This is a genomic window from Bradyrhizobium vignae (genome assembly GCF_004114425.1).
Classification (GTDB): domain Bacteria; phylum Pseudomonadota; class Alphaproteobacteria; order Rhizobiales; family Xanthobacteraceae; genus Bradyrhizobium; species Bradyrhizobium vignae.
Window position 1 is genome coordinate 1 of sequence record NZ_RDQF01000046.1, and the last position, 21094, is coordinate 21094.

Here is a 21094-nt window from a genome sequence, read left to right on the forward strand (position 1 = left end):
ACGTGGTGCTTTCGTGGTTTCCCGCGGGCTTTGGTAATCGGCCAAATGAGCTTCACATCGACCGGATACACTTTCAGGTGCCGCGGGATTCCGACAGCCCAGACCAGCCCGCGCTCTGTTAGCCCTTATGAAGATGTGCTGTTCTTCGAGGAAGTCGGCGAGCGACGGCAATCGGCGGAGCCGCGGATGATCCTTTTGGAAAATGCACATGTGCTGGCCAGAGAACAATTTCTGCCGCTTGATGCCAGGGATAAGCAGCGGGAATTCGCCGATCGCGAGATCGATCTCGCCGGACTCGAGCGAGGTGTGCAGGTTCTGCAGTCCGACCTGGGCCGCTCGCAATCGCACATTGGGCGCTGAGCCGAGCAGGGTCTTGATGACGGGCGGCAGCAGCACAATGACGCCGGCATCGAGTGTGAACACGCGAAACTCCCGTGTCGACTGCGACGCGTCCGGCTCTGCTCGCTGCGCAGGCGCTGGAAGCCGTCAAGCAGTGCCCGCACCGGCTTCTCCAGTTCGAGCGCTTTCGCGGTTGGCTCCATGTGCAGCGCGACGCGGACAAACAGGGGGTCGTTGAAATAGAGGCGCAAGCGCGCCAGCGTACTTGCTCAGGGCAGGCTGCTGAGTATGGAGCGCATCGGCGGCACGCGTGATGCTGCGCTCGCGGAACAGCACGTCGAGGACCCGAAGCGCGTGCAGGTCGAGATCCTCAGTGTGCTTTCCCGGAATAGTCTTCATATCTGCCCAACGATAGCTTAGCCGCGCCTCTCACACTACGCTAGCGCGACTTGCGGAAGGGGCCAAAAAGAAATGGATACTCGTATGAGGTCTTTCACCTTCGATGCCTCTACGGGACGAGTGGTCTTTGGAGCCGGCGCCATCGATTACCTGCCGAGTGAAGTCGAACGGCTCGGCGCGAGTCGCGCACTTGTATTGTCGACACCCCAGCAAGCGAGGATCGCGAGCGATCTTTCGATGCGTCTGGGCGAGCGCAGGGTCGGCATCCATCCGCATGCGGTGATGCACGTGCCGATCGAGGTCGCGCGCACGGCAATCGAGGAGGCTGGGCGGCTAGGTGCAGATTGCGTGATTGCGGCCGGCGGCGGTTCGACAATCGGGCTGGCCAAGGCGATCGCACTTCAGTCCGCCCTCCCGATCCTGGCGGTGCCGACCACATATGCGGGTTCCGAGATGACTCCCATCTACGGATTGACGGAAGAGGGACTGAAGAAGACCGGGAGAGACGCCCGGGTGTTACCAAAGACCGTGATCTACGATCCGTGTCTCACGCTGGATCTGCCGCTGAAGATGTCGATCACGAGTGGATTCAATGCGATCGCGCATGCGGCCGAGGCGCTTTATGCAGACAACGCCAATCCAATTAGCAAGCTCATGGCGGAGGAAGGCATCCGTGCCCTAGTGCGCGGCCTGCCGGGGTTGCGCGAAGATCCTCAAGATCTCAACAGCCGGAGCCATTGCCTGTATGGCGCTTGGCTTTGCGGTGCGGTGCTAGGAATGTCCAATATGGCGCTGCATCACAAACTTTGTCACGTGCTCGGCGGCACCTGGAATTTGCCGCGCGCGGAAATCCATACCGTCATTCTACCCCATGTGCTGGCCTACAACGCCGCCGCCGTTCCGGATGCGATGGAGCGGATCGAGCGGGCCATGGGTACGCCGAACGCGGTCAGTGCAATTGTCGCACTGATGCAAAGATTGGGCACGCCAATGTCCCTAGAGGAGCTTGGCATGAAACGCGCTGATCTTGTGCGTGCAGCGTTGCTCGTCATGGAGCTGCCGTACCACAATCCGAGGCCAGTGACTTACGAGGGTGTCTTGGCTTTGGTCGAGGACGCGCTCATGGGACGTGTTGATTGTTCCTGATCGGGTGCAACGTCGAGGGTGGAAGAATCAACGGCGTTCTTATGCTCGGCTAGGGAATCATTTGGGATACGCTAGGCGAGGCCCGTGTACCCATGAAGCTGGCCGGCAACGCAACATCTCGCTCTTTGTCCAAAACAGGACGACATCCGCCGCAGCAAATTGCTGAGATCAACCGGGGGGAGCGCGCAGTTCGCGCGCTGCTGCACGGACCATTTCCGTGAGAGACGTCATGGTGTACGGCTTTTGCAGCCATCCAAGCGGTGCGGCGGGCTGAGCTCGTAGACGCGAATCGTGATCGGAATGCGCGCTCGCAAAAATGCAGCGGATGCCCTGCGAACGGAACAATTCGAGGGCCGTATCGATGCCGTCGCGGTCGCCGGCAATTCGAATATCCATGACCGCCAAGATAGGACTTTCCGCCTGCGCCAGTCGCAACGCTTCTTTGCCAGTTGTAGCGATACCGACGATTTCAAAACCGGCATCGCATAGGGTCGCCTCCATCTCGCTTGCAACGAGCAAATCGTCTTCAACGATAAGGATGCGGTCATTGTTCTTCGACGGCGTCTCCGATACGAGCCGGTCGTCAGGCGCAAGCACCGGCTCTCGCGGCCCATGCGGCGGGCCCGACGGAATTCCCCTGGTTGGAGCGCTGACGATTTCTTTGTTCACTAAGAATAGACCTATTGGAATCGAATTGTGCAACGGCTGGCGGGCTTCGCGACGACTTCAAGATGGCCGCGCAGTTGGCGCGCAAGCAACTGAACGAGCTTCAATCCGGACGAGCGGTCGCTGACCGACTGCAAATCGAAGCCCGGACCATCGTCTTCCACGTAGAGCTCAAAACCGTCGCCATTAGCCAAGCCGACGCGGATCTGACCTTCGCGGCCATAGCACCCGTACTTGGCGGCATTGGTCAGCAATTCGTTCAGGATCAAAGCGAGCGGCATAGCATCGTCATTGTCAAGGTCGCCGCTGGCGACCTCGCGAACGATTGTGAGATTTGGCGGAAATGCCTGCTGAGCGGCTTGACACACCGCATCGAGAAATTCGGTCGCACTGAACCTGTTCACCGCGCTCGCGCCATAGAGCACCTGTTGCGCTGCCGCCATCGCGGCGATCCGGTTGGTCGCATCCTCCAGAACCTTTCTGGCCCCCTCATCTTTTGTCTGCCGCGTCGACATACGAAGCAATGATTGCAGCATCTGCATGTTGTTCTTGACGCGGTGATTCAGTTCACGGACCAGCACACGTTGTTGTGTCTCCGCCTGCTTACGTTCGCTGACGTCCACCAGCATGTTGATCCCCCCGATGACCTTGCCGGTGGAATCCCGGATCGGCGTCGGAAAGGGAATGAAAGGAATGCGAGTTCCATCCGGGCGTTCGGCCACTGCTTCCTTGCCCCTGATCGCACGTCCCTCTTTGAGGGTAATGGCCATGGGACATTGATCATGTGGCAATGGCGTGCCGTCAGGCCAATATAGCTTCCAGGTTACGCACCATCGGTCGCTACCGAGGGTAGGACGCCGTCCCGAAAACTCAACTGCGGCCTCATTGTAGTAGGTAATCTTGCCGTCGGCATCCGTCGTGTAGATGGCCGCGGGTATCGCCGCAAGCAGGTCTTGCAGGCGCTGTTCGCTTTCTTGCAGGGCGGACTCGGCGCGCTTTTGTAGGGTTATATCGCGCGCGATTTTTGAAGCTGCGATGACCCTGCCGGCCCTGTCCATCAACGGCGAGACGGTGAGAGAGATGTCGATGAGAGCACCGTCCTTGCGGCGGCGCACAGTCTGGTAATGATCAATCCGTTCGCCGCGGCGCAAGCGGGCGAGAATTCCGGACTCCTCGTTTTGCTGCTCCGGCGGCATTAGAATCGTGACCGGCTTGCCCACGACCTCTTCAGCCCTGTACCCGAAGATGCGCTCGGCGCCGCTGTTCCAGGTTTCGATGACGCCGTCCAAATTCTTGCTGATGATAGCATCATCCGACGTCTCCACGATTGAGGCGAGCCGCCGCATGGCCTCTTCACCGTGTAGCCGTTCGAGGCCAAAGCCGAGTTGTCGGGCAATGGTGACGCCGGCATCGAGTTCCCGGGTGGTGAAAGCGTGCGGCGCATCGTAGTACGCCATGAATTTCCCGACGAGCTTCCCGCCTGCAAAAACCGGAATGAACGCCAGCGCGGCAATCCCCTCGGCTCTGATCACTGCCTTTAGCTCTTCGGAAAGGTCCGCAGCCGCCTCGATGTCATCAAGGCATATCGGGTCGGCGACCTTGTCGCCCGGCTTCCAAGGCGAGTGGCCGTCGACAGCCCTGCGATATTCGCCTGACAGCGCGCGCCAGGCGACAAACCGCATCACACCACAATTGTCGAACAGGAGGATCGATGCGCGATTGCATCCGAGGATGCAGCTAATCGCGTCCAGACTCGCTTCGTAGAGATCCGTCCTCGTCTCGGCGCGGAAGAGGCGGTCGGTCAGCGCGTACAATGCCTTTTCGGTCTGATGCAACCGTTCCAGCGCGCGTGCCTGTTCTGCACGCTGCGCTTCCAAACTCCATCTTTCAATTGCAATAGCAGCCTGATTTGCCGCCACCCGCAGCAATGTCTGCTCGGTCACCGTTGGAAAACTGGACCTGCTACACAATGCGATGAGTCCGGCTCCTGGGTGCCTGCCGATGGGCACACACGTTGCCCGCAGCCGACCGTTATTCCCGTCGTCGATCTCAAAATTCGAGTTCGGCCGATAAGTCTCGCGAACCCGTGCGAGGTCAATCGGCACTACGTGCGATCTCTCGTGGCAATGCACGGCTTCGAAATCGCGCACGAATACGCATGCGAACTCCACGTCGAGGATGCTCACCGTGAGTTGAGCAAGACTGTCGGCGATTTGGCCTGCATCGGCTTTGATCCAAAGCGCGGGCAAGCTCGACAATGCGACCAGATCACGGATGCAGTGCCGCAGCTCTGTGTCTGATCCCCGGTCGCCAGAACTCTCAAGCAGTGCCCGCGTCGCAACCATTGCAGTCAGTGAGGCCGACGGTTCAATTCGGCAAGAAATTCGTCGGGTGGAACATAGAACGGATTCTCCTGCAAAACGCCGCCAACAATGACCTGGGGGTGCGTGCGCATAATGTCTATAACGACGGGTGCGCTGAACTTGCTCAGGTCGTAGGTGCAGACGACCACGTCATTGTATTTTGGAAGAAAGTGGTTGAGCCGCGTTTCATATTCCACGATGTCATGGACGCCCGGCCAATCGTCCAGCGCCCATTCCATGTTCGCCCACAGACGGGTCATCGGAAACCCATTGGAGCGTCCGTCGGTGAGGACCTCCTGGATCAAATCCAGCATGGCGTATTGATCGAAGCGGTCTCCTCGCAGGTAGGCGTTCTCCCACGGCCGAATTTCGAGCTGTCGGTTGCTCTCCGCCTCCGCGACGTCGATGCCGACCTCAACCAACCTTCTTCGTCGCTCCTCGAGATGTGCCTTGTCGACGACTTGGAACAAGCGCTCGCCTGCCTCAGCACCGGCCTTCGAGAACGGCAGCAGCAGCTCGTATTCTTCGTCCCGACTATGGAAGAAAGCGCAGGCGTGACAGGGGCAGCGGAACTCCGATTGCCCAATCCTGATGGCCCGACCGTCGGCGTCCCTCATATTCCCCTCCTTTGGTCGATTCGCAAACGCAAGGGCTCGCTAAAGGTTCCATCCTCCGGATCGGTGCATGCGATGTCGGGGGCAGGGCGCAGGGCGGGAACAGCCAGCAGCTCGACTCTGGAAAAGGGTCCGTTTTCGGCGGGTCCATCGGAACGAGGTCGGCGCCGCCTTTCGGCCCGAGCGCCGATGCCGCGACCTATCTTGCCTTCGTTCAACCCGCCTCAACCAGGCCATGGCTGCGACATGGTAAATCCGCGGCTTTGATCGTCTCGGTCCGTGCTGCTGCACTCCGTTTCGAGTGTCGGGAAAGGCCGATCTTGACGGCAACGAGAGCCGGCGCCGCAATGACAAACAGCAGGGCGACTGCGTTGAAGGCGGTATCGAAAGCAATCACGGTGGATTGGCGAATAAGGACGCCGTCCATCAGGGAGGTCGAAGCCCGGCTAGCCAGCGTATCCATCCCTTCCGCGGTGAGCATTGCTGCCGTCATTCTCAGCCGCTCGCCGACCGCAGGAGCCCCGGCGGTCAGACTGGCCCCCAGCACCGTGACGTTGCCCGCGACGTTGTGCTCGATCAGAGTCTGGAGGACGGCCACGCCGATCAGGCCGCCGAGTTGCCGACCGGTATTGAAGAGGCCTATGCCGGACGCGCGGTTGCCTTGGTTGAGGTTGCTGAAGGCAATCAGGGTGATCGACAGAAACAGGAAGCCGAGGCCGAGCCCCCGCAAGAGGACGGCAGCCATCATGTCGTGCGCGCCGCTTTCGCTGGTCGAGCCGGACAACATCCACATCGCCACCATGATCGTCAGAATACCAAGTGGCACCGTGGCGACCGGAGGCACGCGGCGAACCTGCATCAGGAAGACGGCAACGAGGAGCGTGCCAACGAAGAACGCACCGCTTGGCAACAACAACAGGCCGGCGTCGGTGGGCCTGAATGCAAGCACGGACACAGCAAAAGAGGGGATCAGGAACGCGCTGCCGAACAATGCGGCGCCCGCAACAAAACTGACAATGAACGCGAAGGAAAAATCTTCCGATTGAAATGGGGTGAAGTCGATCAGGCCGCGACCGCCAGCCATTAATTGCTGGCCGAGAAATGCCAGAAACGCGGCCGCTCCGGTCACTGTGAGCCAGAGGATTCCGGGCGCCTCGAACCAGTTCCAGCGACTGCCCTGATTGAGGACATAGGTCAGGCAGAAGAGTGCGATCGAGATCAATGAGAGGCCGATCCAGTCAAGCGGACGGCGGACGGGCGTAGCGGACCGCGGGTTGCCGGCAATCAAGAGCAGGCCGGCAGCCGCCAGCGCCAGCGGAACGACGCTGAAGAAAATCCATGTCCAGGACCGACTGTCGATCAACCAGCCCTGCAGTGCCGGAGCGGCGGTCGCGGGTGCCACGACCGATCCCATCGCAAACAACGCCTGAAGGATTGGCTGTTGCGATCGCGGATAGGCGCGGAAAATGATCGCCTGGCCTGCGACAAGCAGGAGGGCGCCGGAGAAGCCCTGCACCATGCGCAGCGCGATCAGCAGGTCCAGCCGGACGCTAATGGCGGTGATGCCGCACGCCGCGCCCATGACCAGGGTTGAATCGATGACCAGGCGGCACGCATCGACACGCTGCATCAGCCAAGGAGTGGCTACGAACCCGATCAGCTTCAGCGCTGTGTATCCGATATCGAGCCAGGCGAACTCATCGGGAGTGGTGTGGGTGTCGCCGATCATATAGCCACGCCCGAGCGACAGCACGGTGCTCGCGATGGCATCCGTTAACGTGGCGAGCACAATGCCCGCGACGAGAAGGGGTCCTGCGGCGGATCGTCCGCGGCTTGGTATGGTGCACGCGACCTTGATCATGAGCCGCTCCCCTGATCGACATCGACGCGCGCGGACAGGCCGGGCACGAGCCGGCCGGGCAACGGATTGCTTGCGAAGCGGATCTTCACCGGCACGCGTTGAACGACGCGAACGAAGTTTCCGGTTGCGTTGTCTGTCGGCAGCATGCTGAAGGCGGAGCCGCTGCCGGGCGCAAAGCTGTCCACCACACCTTGCAAAGGCTGGTCCGAATAGCTATCGACGATGATGCGGACGCGCTGGCCGGGCCGGATCCGTTCGATCTGGGTCTCCTTGAAGTTCGCCACGACCCACACATCGCTGACCGGTACGATGTCGAGCAGGGAAGTGCCCGGCGCGACAAGGCGGCCCACACGGACCTGGCGGTTGCCGATTACGCCGTCGACTGGCGCATGCACAACGGTATTGTCGAGATCGATCTGGGCGAGGTCGCGCGCGGCCCGCGCCTGTGCCACGGCGGCCACCGCCGCCTCGCGCTGACTGGCGAGGACGGCGATGCGCTGCTTCTGCGCCTCCACCGTGGCGGCCGCTGCGGAGACAGCCGCTTCAGCTTTCGACAGCGCCGCATCGCTTTCGTCAACCTGGGCCTGGCTGACGGCGTTGGTCCGAATCAGTTCGCGACGCCGATCCGAGGCTTTGGTGGCCAGAGCCATCTCGGCCATACTCGAACGCTTCTGCGCCTCGGCCTGCCGGATTAGGGCATCCTGAAGCGGGATCTCCGCGTCGACGTTGGCGAGGCGAGCCTGCGCGGCCTCGACATTGGCCTCGGCTTGCGCCAGCCGCGCGCGGTAATCCCGATCGTCGATCCGGAACAGGACATCGCCCTTATGGACGGCTTGGTTGTCCCGAACCTCCACTGCCGTGACGTAGCCCGCAACCTTCGGCGCGAGCGAGGTGACGTCGCCACGAATATAGGCGTTGTCCGTCGACGTCTCGCCCGAATGGGCATAGGTCCATCCGGCCAGCATGGTCACGACCGAGCCGAGGCATAGCAACAAGCCGATAACCTTCTTCTTGTTGGGATGCGCCACGATGTCCTCCTACCGTTGACAGCTCTGCCCATTCTCGCGGCTACCGTGCGGTCCAGCCGCCATCGACAGAGATCGCCGTGCCGGTGATCTGGTCTGCTGCGGCCGAACAGAGAAAAGCGACGGTGCCGCCAAGCTGCTCCGGAGAAGCGAATTTCAGCGAGGGCTGCTTCTCGGCGAGAAGCTCCTCGGTCGCTTCCTTCTGGCTGATGCCTCGCTGCGCAGCCATGTCGCTGATCTGCTTTTCGACCAGCGGCGTGCGCACCCAGCCGGGGCAAACCGCATTGCAGGTCACTCCGCTCCCGGCCGTCTCGAGGCCTACCACCTTGGTGAGGCCGACCAGGCCGTGTTTCGCCGCGACGTAAGCCGCCTTGTGGGTCGAGGCGACGAGGCCGTGCGCCGAGGCGATGTTGACGATCCGGCCCCAGCCCCGCTTTTTCATCTGCGGCAGGGCCCGCGCGCTGCCGTGGAACGCCGCGGACAGGTTGATGTCGAGGATGGCGTGCCATTTGGCGGGCGGAAATTCCTCGACTGGCGCGGTGAACTGGATGCCGGCATTGTTGACGAGGATGTCCACCCGTCCAAACTTCTCGATGGTGGTGTCGATCAGTCCACGCACCGCCTCGCCCTTCGACATGTCGGCGCCGTCATGGATGACGCGCACGCCGTGCTCGCGCGCGATGGCGTTGCGAGTTTTCTCAATCTCGCCGGTGTCGCCGAAACCGTTCAGCACGATGTCGGCGCCGAGCCTGGCGAGTTCCTTGGCGATGCCAAGTCCGATGCCGCTGGTCGATCCGGTGACGATGGCTACCTTGCCGTTCAACATGGGATTTCCTTTCGATCTGCAGGAGGTGAAATGGCCGGAGGCTCAGTCACGGCGATGGATGTCGTGGGTGACGATGCCAAGCTCGGGGGGCGGCGGGTCGAGGCGACGGCCATCGGCCAGCGTTCGGCGGATGTCCTCCAATCCGCTCTGCCAGTGGGCGCGCATCGCGCTCAGTCCGAACTCGTAGTCCCTGGAATGGCCCTCGTGGGGCTTGGTCTGATAGATCAGGTGGATGATGTTGTGGGAGCGATGGCGCGCCAGATCCGCAATGGCGCGAATTTCCGGGTCTTGCTTTGCGCCATCCGGCAATTTCTCGATGGTCCGCTGCAGCGCCTGACGCATCTTTTGCATTCGCAGCATCTGGTCAGTGACCGCGCGCGTGCGGCTCGAATACTGGATGTCCTTCTGCCGGCTCGACACTTCCATCATGTCGTAGGGAACGCGACCCTTGGCCGACCAGAGGTCGATCTGGAACGCCAGCGTGTCGCAGGGTTCGCCGGAGAGCACGCGGGACAGAGGCGTGTTCGAAACCACACCGCCATCCCAATAGTGTTCGCCTTCGATCTCAACGGCGGGAAATCCCGGCGGCAGCGCGCCCGAAGCCATGAAATGCCTCGGTCCCAACCGGCGTTCGGCGGTGTCGAAATAGGTCAGGTTGCCGGTGCGAACGTTGACCGCGCCGACGGAAACGCGGACCTCGCCCGAGTTCAAACGGTCGAAGTCCACAAGCCGCTCCAGCGTTTTCTGCAACGGTGCAGTGTCGTAGAAGCTGGTCGCGGCATCGCCTGAGAACGGCGACCAGAAGGGCGACGGGAAGCGCGGCTTGAAGAAGCCTGGCTGGCCCTGCACCAGTGCCCGCATCGCCGCGAGCGCGTTGCGTACCGAGTGGATGTCGAAAGCAAAGGGCAGGGCATTGGCCAGCCCCTCACCGGCGGGCCACTCGATCGAAAAGGCGCAGATGGTTTCCCAGAACTCGCGCAGCCGATCCACGCGCTCGGCCTCGGGCGAGCCGGCGATGATGGCGGCGTTGAGTGCGCCGATCGAGATGCCGGCCAGCCAGTTCGGCCGGATGCCGGCCTCGTGCAGGCCCTCATACACTCCAGCCTGATAGGCGCCCAGCGCGCCGCCGCCTTGCAGCACCAGGGCGACGACATCATATGGCAGCGACCTTGTCTGCTGCAGCTCAGAACCGGTTTGCTCGCGCATCACGTTCAACATGGCCAAAACTCCCTGCATTGCGACTCAGCCGGCGTTGCCTTCGATCAAGATTTCGGACCCGGTACCGCGTCGCCGTGAGACTGCAGCCGGTGACAGATAGTCGTGGACCACGGTGCCGAGGCCGAGGGTCAAGTCGGCGACGACGTGCTTGGCCGACAGCACTTGCAGCACCGGCAGTTCGGCGACGGGCGCGAGCGCGTGCGAGTAGAGGTCGAGCGCAGCAGGCCCGCTCCATGCGCCCTTTACAGTGATATCCTCGCAATGGAAGCGCACGAGTTCGCAGATGCGCGCCGTGCCGTCGACATGCGGAATGATCTTCAGCAGGAAATTCGGTGCGGCGAGTTTTCGCGCTTCAGTCGCGGCGTCGAGGGCGCGATGTTTGTAGCCCATGGTGCCAGTCGCGATGCGCACCGAGCCGTAGTTCAAGGTGCCGACCAGGGTGTCGATCTCAACGGTGAGCTTCGGCTGCGCCAGCTTCTTGGGAAAACCCCATAGCTCGCGCCCGCCGGCAATCGGCGGATGATCGTTCAGGAACATCTGATGCACGAAGCTGCCGGCCTGGCCCTTGTAGCTCACCGGGACGACCTGGCCGCTTTCGGTGTAATCGCCGAAGCCGGTGGAATCGGGCATGCGGATGAATTCGTAGTTCACCACCGGCTCAGTGAGCTCCAGCGGTTCGGGCACGATCCGGCGCAACGCCTCGGGATCGGTCCGGTATTGAATGATGAAGTATTCGCGGTTGACGAACCGGTAGGGCCCCGGCGGAAAGGCCGGGTTCGTCAGCGGCATGGCGAACGCGTTCGCGCGCACGGTCTCATGTTTCATCGAAGTGACTCTGCTGGTGCTGTGAGGTGAACGGGCCGCGCGCCTTGCGGGGAGCGACCAAATGCTGGTGATCTATTGGAGGATCGGTGACCGCTTCCGATCGGTGCCGCAGGCGCGAACTCGTTTTGCGCTGTGAGCTCGCGCTCTTCGGCTCCGACCATCCAGCTATCAGTAGTCCCACCAGGCCGGGACCCAACGAAAGAGCTCGCCGGCCGCCGCGACCCGGCCTATGGACGGGAACGGCATATGCGTGCCCACCAGCCACGAACCGGTCGCCACCAGCTCCCGCAGGAGTTCGAGCCGGACGCGGGTCGCCTCCTCAGGATCGTGCTCAAAGCCGTTGTGCCATTCGGGGTGGTCGAACGAGACCGGGAAGATGGCGTCGCCGGCGAACATGAGCCGATCGTCGCCGGAGGCCAGGCGAACCACGCTGTGCCCTGGGGTGTGGCCACCGGTGCGACGGACGACGACTCCGGGCGCAATCTTGGACTCCTCTTCGAAGAGCTGTAGCTGGCCGTGATATTCGTCCAGGAATTGCTTGGACGCCCGCCGAGCCAAATCTGCGAGCACCGGCGGCATGGCCGTGCGGGAGAAGTCGGGGGAAGCCCAGAATTTGACCTCCGCGGCGGCCACGTGGATCCGCAGGTCCGGGCGCAGCCGCTTCTTGACGCCGTCGACGAGCAGTCCGCCAACGTGATCGAAGTGCATGTGGGTCAGCACCACGTCGGTCACGGAGCCAAGATCGATACCGGCGGCCTCGAGGCGCTGGCCCCACTGTCCCGCACGCGGAAAGTCCGGGTACTCCTCTCCCAGCCCAGCGTCGATGAGTATGGTTTGGCCGCCGCTGCGCACCACCACCTCGTTCAATGCCCAATCGAACGCGTCGCGCGACAAGAACATGTTGTCCAGCCAGGCCGCCCGGACGGCCGGATCGGCATTGGTAGCCATGGACTCGGATGGCGGCGTTAGCACCCCATCGCTGATCACGAGCACCTCGATCTCGCCGATTCGCAGCGCATAGCGCGATGGAACCAGCTCGTCGGTCGCGGTTCTGCCGTGAGGGGAAGTGTTGTCGAGGTTCTTGATTGGCTTCTGTTTGATGCTGCGGATCATCTGGTTCATCTTGAACACTCCGTTGCTTGACATTGAGATTCGATCTTGATGGTGGATTCCGTGGGCCGCGCTTCAGGCGGACGCGCGGCCCGTGTTGCGTCGGGCGCCTACAGCTTGGTGACTTGCTCCGGATCGGCCGAGGCGAGTGCGGCGGCGCGCTCGGGCTTGGGCGGATAGATCCAGACGCCGTTGATCTCCTGCTTCGTTTTCTTGGCGACGTCGCCGACCATCTCCACGGTGCGCTCCCAGCCGCGCGTAAACAGCGCGCCGGCTTCTCCGAGGTCGAGGCAGGTGACGTACGCCTTCTGGTGATAGGGCCTGGTCGGGACGCCAAGCAGTTCTGCAGCGGCGTTGTTGCCAGCGAACGCGCCCATCCGCGTGGCGTGCTGGCATGACATCAGCGCATAGTTGCCCTCATCGTCGCAGGCGGCGCGAGCGGCATCGCCAGTGGCGAACACGTCGCGCACACCGGGCACGCGCAAACAGGGATCGACGAGCAGCCGGCCGAAACTGTCGCGTTCAGCGGGGATCTGTTGCGTCAGTGGGGCGGCGCGAATGCCGGCCGCCCAGATCACCGTCTCCGTCTCGATGTGATCGCCGTTCGAAAGCGTGACGCCGGATTTGTCGAGCGCGCTGACGCCGACGCCGACCCGGGTTTCCACGCCGACCTTTCGCAGGGCTTCCTCGATAACGGGGCGGGGGCCTTCGCCCATGTCGGGGGCGATCGACGGATTGCGTTCGACGATGATGACGCGCGGCTTTGCACCGTTGCCCAGGATCGCGCGCAGTCGCGTGGGCATTTCGGTTGCAGCCTCGATTCCGGTGAAGCCGCCGCCGGCAACGACGACTGTGTCTCGACCGTTCACCGCAGGCCGCTTCGGCAAGCTATGCAGATGTTTGTCGAGGGCAACCGCATCATCGAGCGAGTCGACGCTGAAACCGTGCTCGGCGAGTCCGGGAATATTAGGGCGGAATAGCCGGCTGCCGGTGGCCACGACCAAGCGATCGTAGGAAAGGGTCTTTCGCGTGCCCTTGTTAGTGGCGAGCTGCACCATGCGAGACTTGGTGTCCACCGTCTCGGCACTGCCCTGCACATAGACGACGTCAATGGCATTGAGGACGTCGAGCAGGGGCGCAGTCATGGTTTCGGGCTTGGGCTCATAGAGCCGCGGACGAACCACCAGCGTCGGCTCGGGCGCAACGAGCGCGATCTCGAGCTGTTCGGGCGAAACGCCCTTGATATCGCGCAAGCGCGCTGCAGAGAGGGCGGCGTACATACCGGCAAAGCCGGCGCCGATGATGACTAATCGCATGTGTTGGCTCCTGTTGTTGGACTTCCAATAGTCCGCGCGCTGCCGCTCGCTGCCTGCGCAGCGATCGATGACGACGCGAAGAGGTGAATGAGAGATCTCGGTCCTTATGGACGGAGGCAGTCCGGTATCGATGACATCGGCATGAAGGCCTCACATGCCGGCGCGACAGCCCGACGAACCCAGCGGCCAACCGGAGCGAAGGACGATCGGCTGAGCGCCCTGCACCAAGCCCTCATAGGGAAGCCGCGGAGCGGTCCTGATCATGATGGACGTGACCGGCTTGATCATGTGCAGCGACGGTGCGGGCACTTCGTCGTCTCCTCCCGTAGCTGACGTGAAGCGGACAGCCAACGAAAGTCCATACAACGTTGCTATGCTAAGGCCTCTGCGCTGTGATGCGATTGGCAGCCGGCCGACGAAGTTCCTCCAGGTCATCTTTAGTCTCCGTCTGTTGGTTCGGACAGGATGATGGTCTAACCGATCAGTCCTGCCGCTGCCCCAGAGGGATTGCCGTCACTGTAGAGCGATTGCTGCTAACGCATGCGCCTCCGCCAGTCGCGCGGTGTCTCGCCGGTCATTTTCCTGAAGGCCGCAGCGAAGGCAGTCTGCGAGGAATAGCCAAGCGCGGCTGCGATCGAAACGATGGACTCGTCCGTGTCGCGCAGCATGGTCATCGCCTGCGCGTGCCGGTGTTGGCGCAACCAAGCATGAGGCGAAAGCCCGGTGCTTTCCTTGAATGCGCGGCAAAAGTGAAAGCGCGAGAGGCCGGCGTCGGATGCTAGCGCATCGAGGGAGACGTCCGCATCGCTGTCTGAACGCAAGCGTTCGATGGCACGGAGCAGGACTTTCGGGGACAGCCCACCCGCGGCCGCCTGAAATGTCATTGGCGAGCCAGTGTGTGCAGCCAGCAGGCGCGTGGCCAGGAGATCTGTCAATCGCTGCCTAAACAGCGCATCCAGGGTCATGTTGCCTTCGAGAACATCTGCTGCACTCGTCAGCAATCGCGATGTAATCGGGTCTGGATACGCAATTCGCTCCAAAAGGTCCTGAGGAGCAGTATCGGCTTCGCTGGCAACGCGTGCGAGCGTTGTGTGCGGAAGGTAGAGCTGAATGAGGCTCAGAGGCGGGTGAATGCCGGGTCGACCAGTTGAACCGGCTGGTGTGACGTCCCATCGGGCGCTTGAGCCCGCCGGAATGACCGTCACAACCCCGGGACGAGCCGTTCCAGTCGCAACGGATCGTCCAGTGCGTCGCTCCAGTCGCTGCACGCCTACAGGGTAAGTCATTACGACATGGTCGGCCATAGGTTTGACGATGTCGTGCACGGGATCATGTTGCCAATGGGCGATCGCACCGGATGATTCTAACGCAATGCGGAGTGGTTGAGTTTGAAGCACGCGTGCCATCTCCTGATCCGCTGTACGGCGCTCGGCCACCTGTGCTGTTTCAGGATGCGCTTCGGAGGCGGCGAGCGGATTTTCTTGCGAAGGATGGTGCCCGATCGGTTTGTTCATGACGGAGTGCTCAACTTCCGGGAAAGGATGCACCCGCACCGCCGGACCTGACCTGCCGGGCTGGCGTGAAGCCGTGGCCTCTTGTCTGCCGAATCGACGCTGAGCGGCGCGAGTTTTCGTCGGACGTTCTAGGCAGGTAGAAGTACGGGGTCTTTCCTGAAGCTGCTGCCCGTTGTCCGATTCTGCTCAAAGCCCGCGGTGCGGCATTTTGTGTAGGACCACGATGCAATTCGCGCGCGCTCAGAATCGCAAATCAGATGCCTTTATCGTTGGAATCATTCCGAAAAATAGCCTTGCCACAGCTTTGTCAAAATGCCCGCTTTCGCCGCCGCGGTACTAGACCACCACGCGCCCATCCTGGATAATCGAGCGACCACGCGAGCGAAAGAGCTGCGCGGGTCGCCTTCATTCATGGAAATGGGACTAATGACACAATCGGGCGTCTACGGACGAAGGATCGGGCAGCCTTTGAACCTGAAGGACGCGCCGTCGCTGGTCACGCGTTCGCTCCGAAGTGCCGAACTCGCGGTTGTCGAGACGCGGGACGACAATCCCGTGCCGGGTCTCTGCGGCGCCTTGCCTTCCGAGGATGCCTATCTCGTCAGTCTGAAGTTTCGCGAGTACCCGGACTGCGAATGCTGGGAGCGCGGCCGGTGCGTGATCAAGACGGACATCCGCGGCGGCGCAACCTACCTGTACGACCTGAAGCGCGATCCGCGCTACGTGATCGACAAGCCCTTCCACTCGCTGTTTTTCTATTTGCCGCGGTCGGCACTTGAGGACATCGCCAGGCAGAGCGGCGCGGCGCGCATTGGTGAACTCGCCTACGAGCCGGGCATTGGCCATGACGATTCCGTGGTCCGTCACCTGGGCACATCGCTGCTGGGTGCGCTTCATCGGCCTGATGAAGTCAATCAGCTCTTCCTCGACCACGCGATGCTCGCGCTCTCGGCCCACGTTGCCCACACCTATGGCGGATTGAAGCGCAACACCGATCTAGCACGCGGCGGCCTTGCACCGTGGCAGATGAAGCGTGCCTGTGAACGGCTGGAGTCCGACCTCGGCGGAAGCCTTTCACTGCAGCAGATCGCCGCCGAATTCGACCTCTCGGTCAGCCATTTTTCCCGGGCATTCCGCATCTCTACGGGCCTGCCGCCGCATCAGTGGTTGTTGCACCAGCGCGTCAAGGCGGCCAAGCAGTTGCTGACTGTGCGCGGGCTGCCGCTGTCTGAGATTGCGATTTCGGCGGGATTTGCCAATCAAAGCCACTTTACGCGAGTGTTTTCGTCGGTAGTCGGCCTCAGCCCGGGCGCATGGCGCCGCGAGAAGCACGGCGCGCCGGATAGCGAACCATAGTCGGCTCAGCCTCGCGTGGCCTGCGAGATGGCATAGGCGGCGCAGCGCGCCGCAAACATCTCGTCCGGGGGATGACCGATGCCTTCGGCGAGATTTGCCGGATTAAAGTTCGCCTCGTCGCACGCCTCATTGGATTCGACGCCCGTGATGACGATCGTTCCCAGCCGCACCGCTTCGCGTTCGTCTTCATCCGGCCATCGGACGGTGACGTCCATGACGGGATCGCCGCTCCGGTCGAGCAGCGCCATCAGGCTGAACCTGACGTCGCGTGCCGCGATCCGCTGATCGAGGTCGTCGCTTAGGAAGTCGGCAGATTTTCCCCTGGCCTCCTCCTCGGTCAGCGTAACCTCTCCGCCGACCGGCTCGACCTTGAATTTGATGAAACGCGTCTCGCCTCTTGAGTTCGTCGCGGGAAAGGCGTGCACGCCCCAGTAGGTCGTGCCGGCAAAGCTTCCCGGCAAAGGCCGCGCAGCGAGATAATTCGCCTGAAACAGCGTTTCGGGATTGGCGACGGAGAAAGCCTTGACCCGAGCCGCGTCGATCTTGCCGCCCGGCCCGGGAATGCGCGCCTTGAGGAAAACCAGCATCTGATCGAGCGTCCTCGCATAATGTACAGGCGCGTTCTGAGTAAAGATCTCTGAGCGCTGGCCCTCGCTGCCGAGCCGGAAGGCGAAACCGCGCAGCACGAGCTTGTCCGTGTCTGCGACCCTCGGATGACCCCCGCCTACGGAGAAGCGCGCCAGCACGCGGGACGGTCTGGTGAAACTCCGGGATTTCGTGATCTCACTGGCCTGATCCGACGGGGCATAGGTGCCACGCACGCACCGGCCCTTGGCGAAACTCGCGCGTGCCTGTGGCGGCGCCCCGGCCACCGCTTTCAGGGCCTCGACGATTGACGCGGCCGCAGCGGCGCTGTTCGGGAACTGGGGCATCCGTGGTCTTCGGCCTGATCTTGGGTCTCGTTGTGGGCGCTGCGGGGTCCGGTGTCTTTCCTGAATCGGCCGTGTCTTGTCCGATCCTGCTCAACGACTGGGATCGACAGTCGATCAAAGCCGCGAGCGATGGCGATCATCTAGCGGACCAGCCGCGCCGCCGCGCCAGAGCGATTGACCTCATTCCAGAGCTATTGCTGTCAATCCGGGAACTCGCCCGCTCGCGAGTAACGGAACGATGATTGCTGAAGGCAGATGGTTGGTACGCAATCAGAGCAGGGTCGACACAAGCACAGTCCAGTGGTACAAGCGTCGGACTTGGCGCAGAGGTAAGTGACTGTTTTTGCTGTAGTTTGTCGGATTGACCTCCAATCCTTTCCTGGGCGCCATCGCTCCGCGATGTTGTTGATTTCGCTGAAGTCCCTGTTATCCAAGAGTGATCGACCGTCTCAACTGGTACACAGAGACGGTACACATGCTTCTGCGAATGGCCTCTCCTAGCCGTTCCTCTTGACGTGCTCGTCGCCGAAGATCGACTTACTGAGATCCCAGGCGTCGGCGATGCTATTGCCGACATCATCACCAAGGTTCACAAGACGGGCAGTCATCCCAGCCTCGAAAAGCTGCGGAAGGAGATTCCCGCGGGCGTGCTCGAGATGCTCGCCGTGCCCGGCCTTCGTCCGGAGAAGGTGCTGCGCCTGTACAAGGATCTCGGCATCGGCTCGCTCGCGGATTTGGAGGCCGCCGCCAAGGACGATCGCATCAAAAAGGCCAAAGGACTCGGTGCCGCGCTCCGGACCAAGATCCTGCAGAACTTGGCGATCGCCAAAAGCGGAGAAAGCCGCCTGCATCTGCATCGTGCCGCAGCCCTGCTGGCACACGCGAAGGAATCCATCCGGAAGGCCCGGCCCGAGCTCAAGCGGGTGACGATCGCCGGCGATTTCCGTCGGGGCTGCGAGCTCGTCGGCGACCTCGCGATCGTTGCGGGGGCTGCCAAGTCAGACAGGACCGCGATGCCATCGGCCGAAGGGCTGCAAGTCCGAGTGTCCGACCGCAAGCATTTCGGCGCCACCCTTCTCTTCGCCACCGGCTCCCCCGCCCACATCAAGCAGCTACAAGCGTTGGCAGCAGAGAGGGACCTTCGCTTGGACGCTAACGGTCTGCACAAGGGCCGCACGCTGGTCGCCGGCGAGGAGGCCGACATCTACCAGGCTCTCGGACTGCCCTTCATCGATCCCGAGCTCCGGGAGGGCCGCGGCGAGGTCGAGCTGGCTCTGAAGGGCAAGCTGCTGAAGCTCGTCACCGACAAGGACCTGCACGGCATCCTTCACTGCCACACCGATGCCTCCGACGGCACCGAGACGCTCGAGACCATGGCTAAGGCCACGCGCCAGCGGGGCTTTGAGTATTTCGGCGTGGCCGACCATTCCAAGTCCGCCCACTATGCCGGCGGCCTCTCCGTCGAGGGCATCGCGCAGCAGCACCGGGAAGCCGACCGCCTGAACAAGCGGTTCGGCAAGGATTTCCGGATCCTGAAAGGCATCGAGTCCGACATTCTGGCGGACGGCTCGCTCGACTACGAAGACGAGGTGCTTGAACGTTTTGACTTCGTCGTCGCCAGCATCCACGGCCGCTTCAAGCTGGATCGGAAGGCCCAGACGCAGCGACTGCTTCGGGCCGTTTCCAATCCCCACACAACCATCATCGGCCATATGACCGGGCGACAGCTGCAGCGACGGCCGGGCTACGAAATCGACGTGGAGAAGGTGCTGCGGGCCTGCGCCAAGCATGACGTCGTCGTGGAGATCAACGCGCACCCATGGCGTCTCGACCTGGATTGGCGCTGGCACCAGGCCGCCCTCGAACTCGGCTGCATGCTGAGCATCAATCCGGACGCGCACTCGATCTCCGAGCTCGACCACATGCACTGGGGCGTCGTGATGGCCCGCAAGGGCGGTGTCCCTGCCGAACGGGTCCTGAACGCGATGCCGCTTGCGGAGATCACGCGCTATCTGCGCCAGAAGCGGCGCTCGCTCGCCCGCGCCGCCTGATGCCGCTCGGGCACGATATGGCGCTCGAGGGGACAGTCGTGGCGGTCGCCGCCGACCGTGGGCACCATTTCAGCAAACCGATCCAGGACCGCATAGCTCTGGTGGAAGGCTGTGGCGTTGAAGGGGACGCCCACGCCGGCGCGTTGGTCAGGCACCGCTCTCTCGCCCGTCGTCAGCCGCACCTTCCCAATCTGCGGCAGGTTCACCTGATCCCATCCGAGCTCTTTGCGACGCTCTCGGGTGCCGGCTTCTCAGTTGCAGCGGGAGAGCTCGGTGAGAACATCACCACCGCCGGCTTGGACCTAGAACGGATGCCGCTCGGGACGCTAATCGAGCTCGGGCCGGCCGCGGTCGTTGAGCTAACCGGCCTCCGGACGCCCTGCGTCCTCATCGACCGCTTCCGAGCCGGCCTTAAGCGGCAGGTGCTCTCGTCGGCGGAAAGGGGCCCTCCATACAAATCCGGTGTGTTGGGCGTGGTACGGACCGGCGGGACGGTCGTGGCTGGCGATGCCGCGCGGGTTCGCCTTCCGCTCTCCTCATTTCGGGCCTTGCCAGCTCTGTAGAAAGACCCGGTCATGCCCCGAAAATCGACCCTGCCTCCTCGCCTGCAGCCCATGCTGGCCACGCTGACCGATTCACCGTTCGACGATCCCAACGGGGTCTTCGAGGACAAATACGATGGTTTCCGCATGGTCGCGGAAATCCGGCGTGGCCGGGGCGCGCTCTACAATCGCAACGGGAAAATCATCAGCCACTCCTATGTCGAGGTCGCGAAAGCCCTTGAGGGCGTGACGGCGGATGCCGTGATCGACGGCGAGCTCGTCGCGATCGGCAAGGACGGCGTATCCCATTTCCAGTTGCTTCAGAATGCCCTGCGCCATGAGGCCAAGCTTTTGTACTGCGCGTTCGACCTCATGTTCGCAGACGGCGAGGACCTGCGCGCGCTGCCGCTCCTCGAGCGCAAGAAGCGGCTCAAGACCATCTTGCCGCGCCACAAGCTGATCGCGTTCAGCAAGCACCGTAAAGGTAAGGGAACGAAGTTCTTCGCAGAAGCCGAGCAGAGACATCTCGAAGGCATCATGGCCAAGCGCGCCGACAGCCCGTACGCGTCCGGACGCCGGACCGCCGATTGGCTGAAGGTAAAGACCGCGCAGCGGCAGGAGGTCGTGATCGCCGGCTTCACCGCCCCGAGGCGAACCCGGCCTTTCTTCGGCGCGCTCGTGCTGGCAGTACGCGAAGGGGATGCATGGCGGTACATCGGCCATGTCGGCACCGGCTTCAGCCACCAGGTTCTCGAAGAGCTTCACGGCAAACTCATGAAGCTCCAGACAGCCAAGTCGCCCTTCACTGCAAAGGTAAAGGACGAGCGGGTCACGACCTGGGTGCGTCCTTCGTTGGTCGCAGAAGTGAAGTTCGCGGAGTGGACCAGCAAGGGCGAACTGCGCCAGCCTGTCTATCTCGGCCTGCGCTCCGACAAGAACCCGAAGGACGTCGTTCGCGAAAGGAGCCGGTCGCGAAATTAATGCGCCCAGA

19 protein-coding genes and 4 pseudogenes are annotated in these 21094 nt (G+C 62.4%); 5 read left to right on the forward strand and 18 right to left on the reverse strand.

What is annotated here, in order from left to right:
* From EAV90_RS41850 to EAV90_RS41855, 3 genes and pseudogenes are all read right to left on the reverse strand, one after another.
* Positions 1-125 (reverse strand): annotated as a pseudogene (locus tag EAV90_RS41850) (IS701 family transposase); the annotation flags it as partial.
* Between the two features lie 49 nt (positions 126-174).
* Positions 175-423 (reverse strand): annotated as a pseudogene (locus EAV90_RS40875) (LysR substrate-binding domain-containing protein); the annotation flags it as partial.
* 63 nt (positions 424-486) lie between these two features.
* Entirely contained in the window at positions 487-738 is a 252-nt protein-coding gene (locus tag EAV90_RS41855) for a helix-turn-helix domain-containing protein (RefSeq protein WP_129145429.1), read from the reverse strand.
* A gap of 84 nt (positions 739-822) precedes the next feature.
* Here EAV90_RS41855 and EAV90_RS28965 point away from each other — a divergent pair, with 84 nt between their 5' ends.
* Positions 823-1884 carry a maleylacetate reductase gene (locus EAV90_RS28965; protein WP_129145430.1) on the forward strand — a complete coding sequence of 354 codons (1062 nt, stop codon included), beginning with the start codon at positions 823-825 and terminating at the stop codon, positions 1882-1884.
* Positions 1885-2052: 168 nt separating this feature from the next.
* Here the strand turns inward: EAV90_RS28965 and EAV90_RS28970 are convergent, their stop codons facing one another.
* The 14 genes and pseudogenes from EAV90_RS28970 to EAV90_RS29025 form a co-directional block, all read right to left on the reverse strand.
* On the reverse strand, positions 2053-2481 hold the full coding sequence (locus EAV90_RS28970; RefSeq protein WP_245509646.1) for a response regulator: 429 nt from the start codon (positions 2479-2481) through the stop codon (positions 2053-2055).
* Between the two features lie 83 nt (positions 2482-2564).
* Positions 2565-2975 carry a sensor histidine kinase gene (locus tag EAV90_RS41860; protein WP_430644756.1) on the reverse strand — a complete coding sequence of 137 codons (411 nt, stop codon included), beginning with the start codon at positions 2973-2975 and terminating at the stop codon, positions 2565-2567.
* Positions 2958-3905, reverse strand: a pseudogene (locus tag EAV90_RS41865) (PAS domain S-box protein); the annotation flags it as partial. The gene EAV90_RS41860 and the pseudogene EAV90_RS41865, both read right to left, overlap by 18 nt.
* 24 nt (positions 3906-3929) lie before the next feature.
* Positions 3930-4895 (reverse strand): annotated as a pseudogene (locus tag EAV90_RS41870) (GAF domain-containing protein); the annotation flags it as partial.
* 5 nt (positions 4896-4900) lie between these two features.
* Complete coding sequence (locus tag EAV90_RS28980; protein WP_129145432.1) at positions 4901-5530, reverse strand: MEDS domain-containing protein; 630 nt, start codon at positions 5528-5530, stop codon at positions 4901-4903.
* 211 nt (positions 5531-5741) lie between these two features.
* On the reverse strand, positions 5742-7388 hold the full coding sequence (locus EAV90_RS28985) for an MFS transporter (protein ID WP_129145433.1): 1647 nt from the start codon (positions 7386-7388) through the stop codon (positions 5742-5744).
* Entirely contained in the window at positions 7385-8416 is a 1032-nt protein-coding gene (locus EAV90_RS28990) for an HlyD family secretion protein (protein WP_129145434.1), read from the reverse strand. The genes EAV90_RS28985 and EAV90_RS28990 overlap by 4 nt, the downstream gene beginning before the upstream one ends.
* A gap of 40 nt (positions 8417-8456) precedes the next feature.
* Positions 8457-9239, reverse strand: a complete 783-nt coding sequence (locus EAV90_RS28995; protein WP_129145435.1) for a 3-hydroxybutyrate dehydrogenase — start codon at positions 9237-9239, stop codon at positions 8457-8459.
* Positions 9240-9281: 42 nt separating this feature from the next.
* Positions 9282-10457, reverse strand: a complete 1176-nt coding sequence (locus tag EAV90_RS29000) for a patatin-like phospholipase family protein (RefSeq protein WP_208738554.1) — start codon at positions 10455-10457, stop codon at positions 9282-9284.
* Between the two features lie 24 nt (positions 10458-10481).
* Entirely contained in the window at positions 10482-11282 is an 801-nt protein-coding gene (locus tag EAV90_RS29005; RefSeq protein WP_129145436.1) for an acetoacetate decarboxylase, read from the reverse strand.
* Positions 11283-11450: 168 nt separating this feature from the next.
* The gene (locus EAV90_RS29010) at positions 11451-12404 is read right to left on the reverse strand and encodes an MBL fold metallo-hydrolase (protein WP_129145437.1); all 954 of its coding nucleotides are present in this window, start codon (positions 12402-12404) and stop codon (positions 11451-11453) included.
* A 98-nt stretch (positions 12405-12502) separates the two neighbouring features.
* Positions 12503-13708 (reverse strand): NAD(P)/FAD-dependent oxidoreductase, encoded by a 1206-nt coding sequence (locus tag EAV90_RS29015; RefSeq protein WP_129145438.1) that lies wholly within the window; start codon positions 13706-13708, stop codon positions 12503-12505.
* A gap of 150 nt (positions 13709-13858) precedes the next feature.
* A complete protein-coding gene (locus EAV90_RS40880) occupies positions 13859-14017 on the reverse strand; it encodes a hypothetical protein (RefSeq protein ID WP_245509648.1) in 159 nt (52 codons plus the stop codon).
* A 224-nt stretch (positions 14018-14241) separates the two neighbouring features.
* Positions 14242-15222 (reverse strand): helix-turn-helix transcriptional regulator, encoded by a 981-nt coding sequence (locus EAV90_RS29025; protein WP_129145440.1) that lies wholly within the window; start codon positions 15220-15222, stop codon positions 14242-14244.
* Positions 15223-15648: 426 nt separating this feature from the next.
* On the opposite strand from EAV90_RS29025, the gene EAV90_RS29030 reads away from it, so the two are divergent.
* On the forward strand, positions 15649-16578 hold the full coding sequence (locus tag EAV90_RS29030; protein WP_129145441.1) for a helix-turn-helix domain-containing protein: 930 nt from the start codon (positions 15649-15651) through the stop codon (positions 16576-16578).
* A gap of 5 nt (positions 16579-16583) precedes the next feature.
* Here EAV90_RS29030 and EAV90_RS29035 read toward each other — a convergent pair whose 3' ends face one another.
* The gene (locus tag EAV90_RS29035; RefSeq protein WP_129145442.1) at positions 16584-17510 is read right to left on the reverse strand and encodes a catalase family peroxidase; all 927 of its coding nucleotides are present in this window, start codon (positions 17508-17510) and stop codon (positions 16584-16586) included.
* Positions 17511-18076: 566 nt separating this feature from the next.
* Here EAV90_RS29035 and EAV90_RS29040 point away from each other — a divergent pair.
* Genes EAV90_RS29040 through ligD form a run of 3 tightly spaced genes read left to right on the forward strand, consistent with a single transcriptional unit; the run spans position 18077 to position 21084 of the window.
* Complete coding sequence (locus EAV90_RS29040; RefSeq protein ID WP_245509651.1) at positions 18077-19561, forward strand: DNA polymerase/3'-5' exonuclease PolX; 1485 nt, start codon at positions 18077-18079, stop codon at positions 19559-19561.
* Positions 19561-20124, forward strand: coding sequence for an MOSC domain-containing protein (locus EAV90_RS29045; RefSeq protein WP_129145444.1), 564 nt, complete (start codon positions 19561-19563; stop codon positions 20122-20124). Before EAV90_RS29040 ends, EAV90_RS29045 begins: the two co-directional genes overlap by 1 nt.
* A gap of 12 nt (positions 20125-20136) precedes the next feature.
* Entirely contained in the window at positions 20137-21084 is a 948-nt protein-coding gene (gene ligD / locus EAV90_RS29050) for a non-homologous end-joining DNA ligase (protein ID WP_129145445.1), read from the forward strand.
* The last annotated feature ends 10 nt before the right edge of the window (positions 21085-21094 follow it).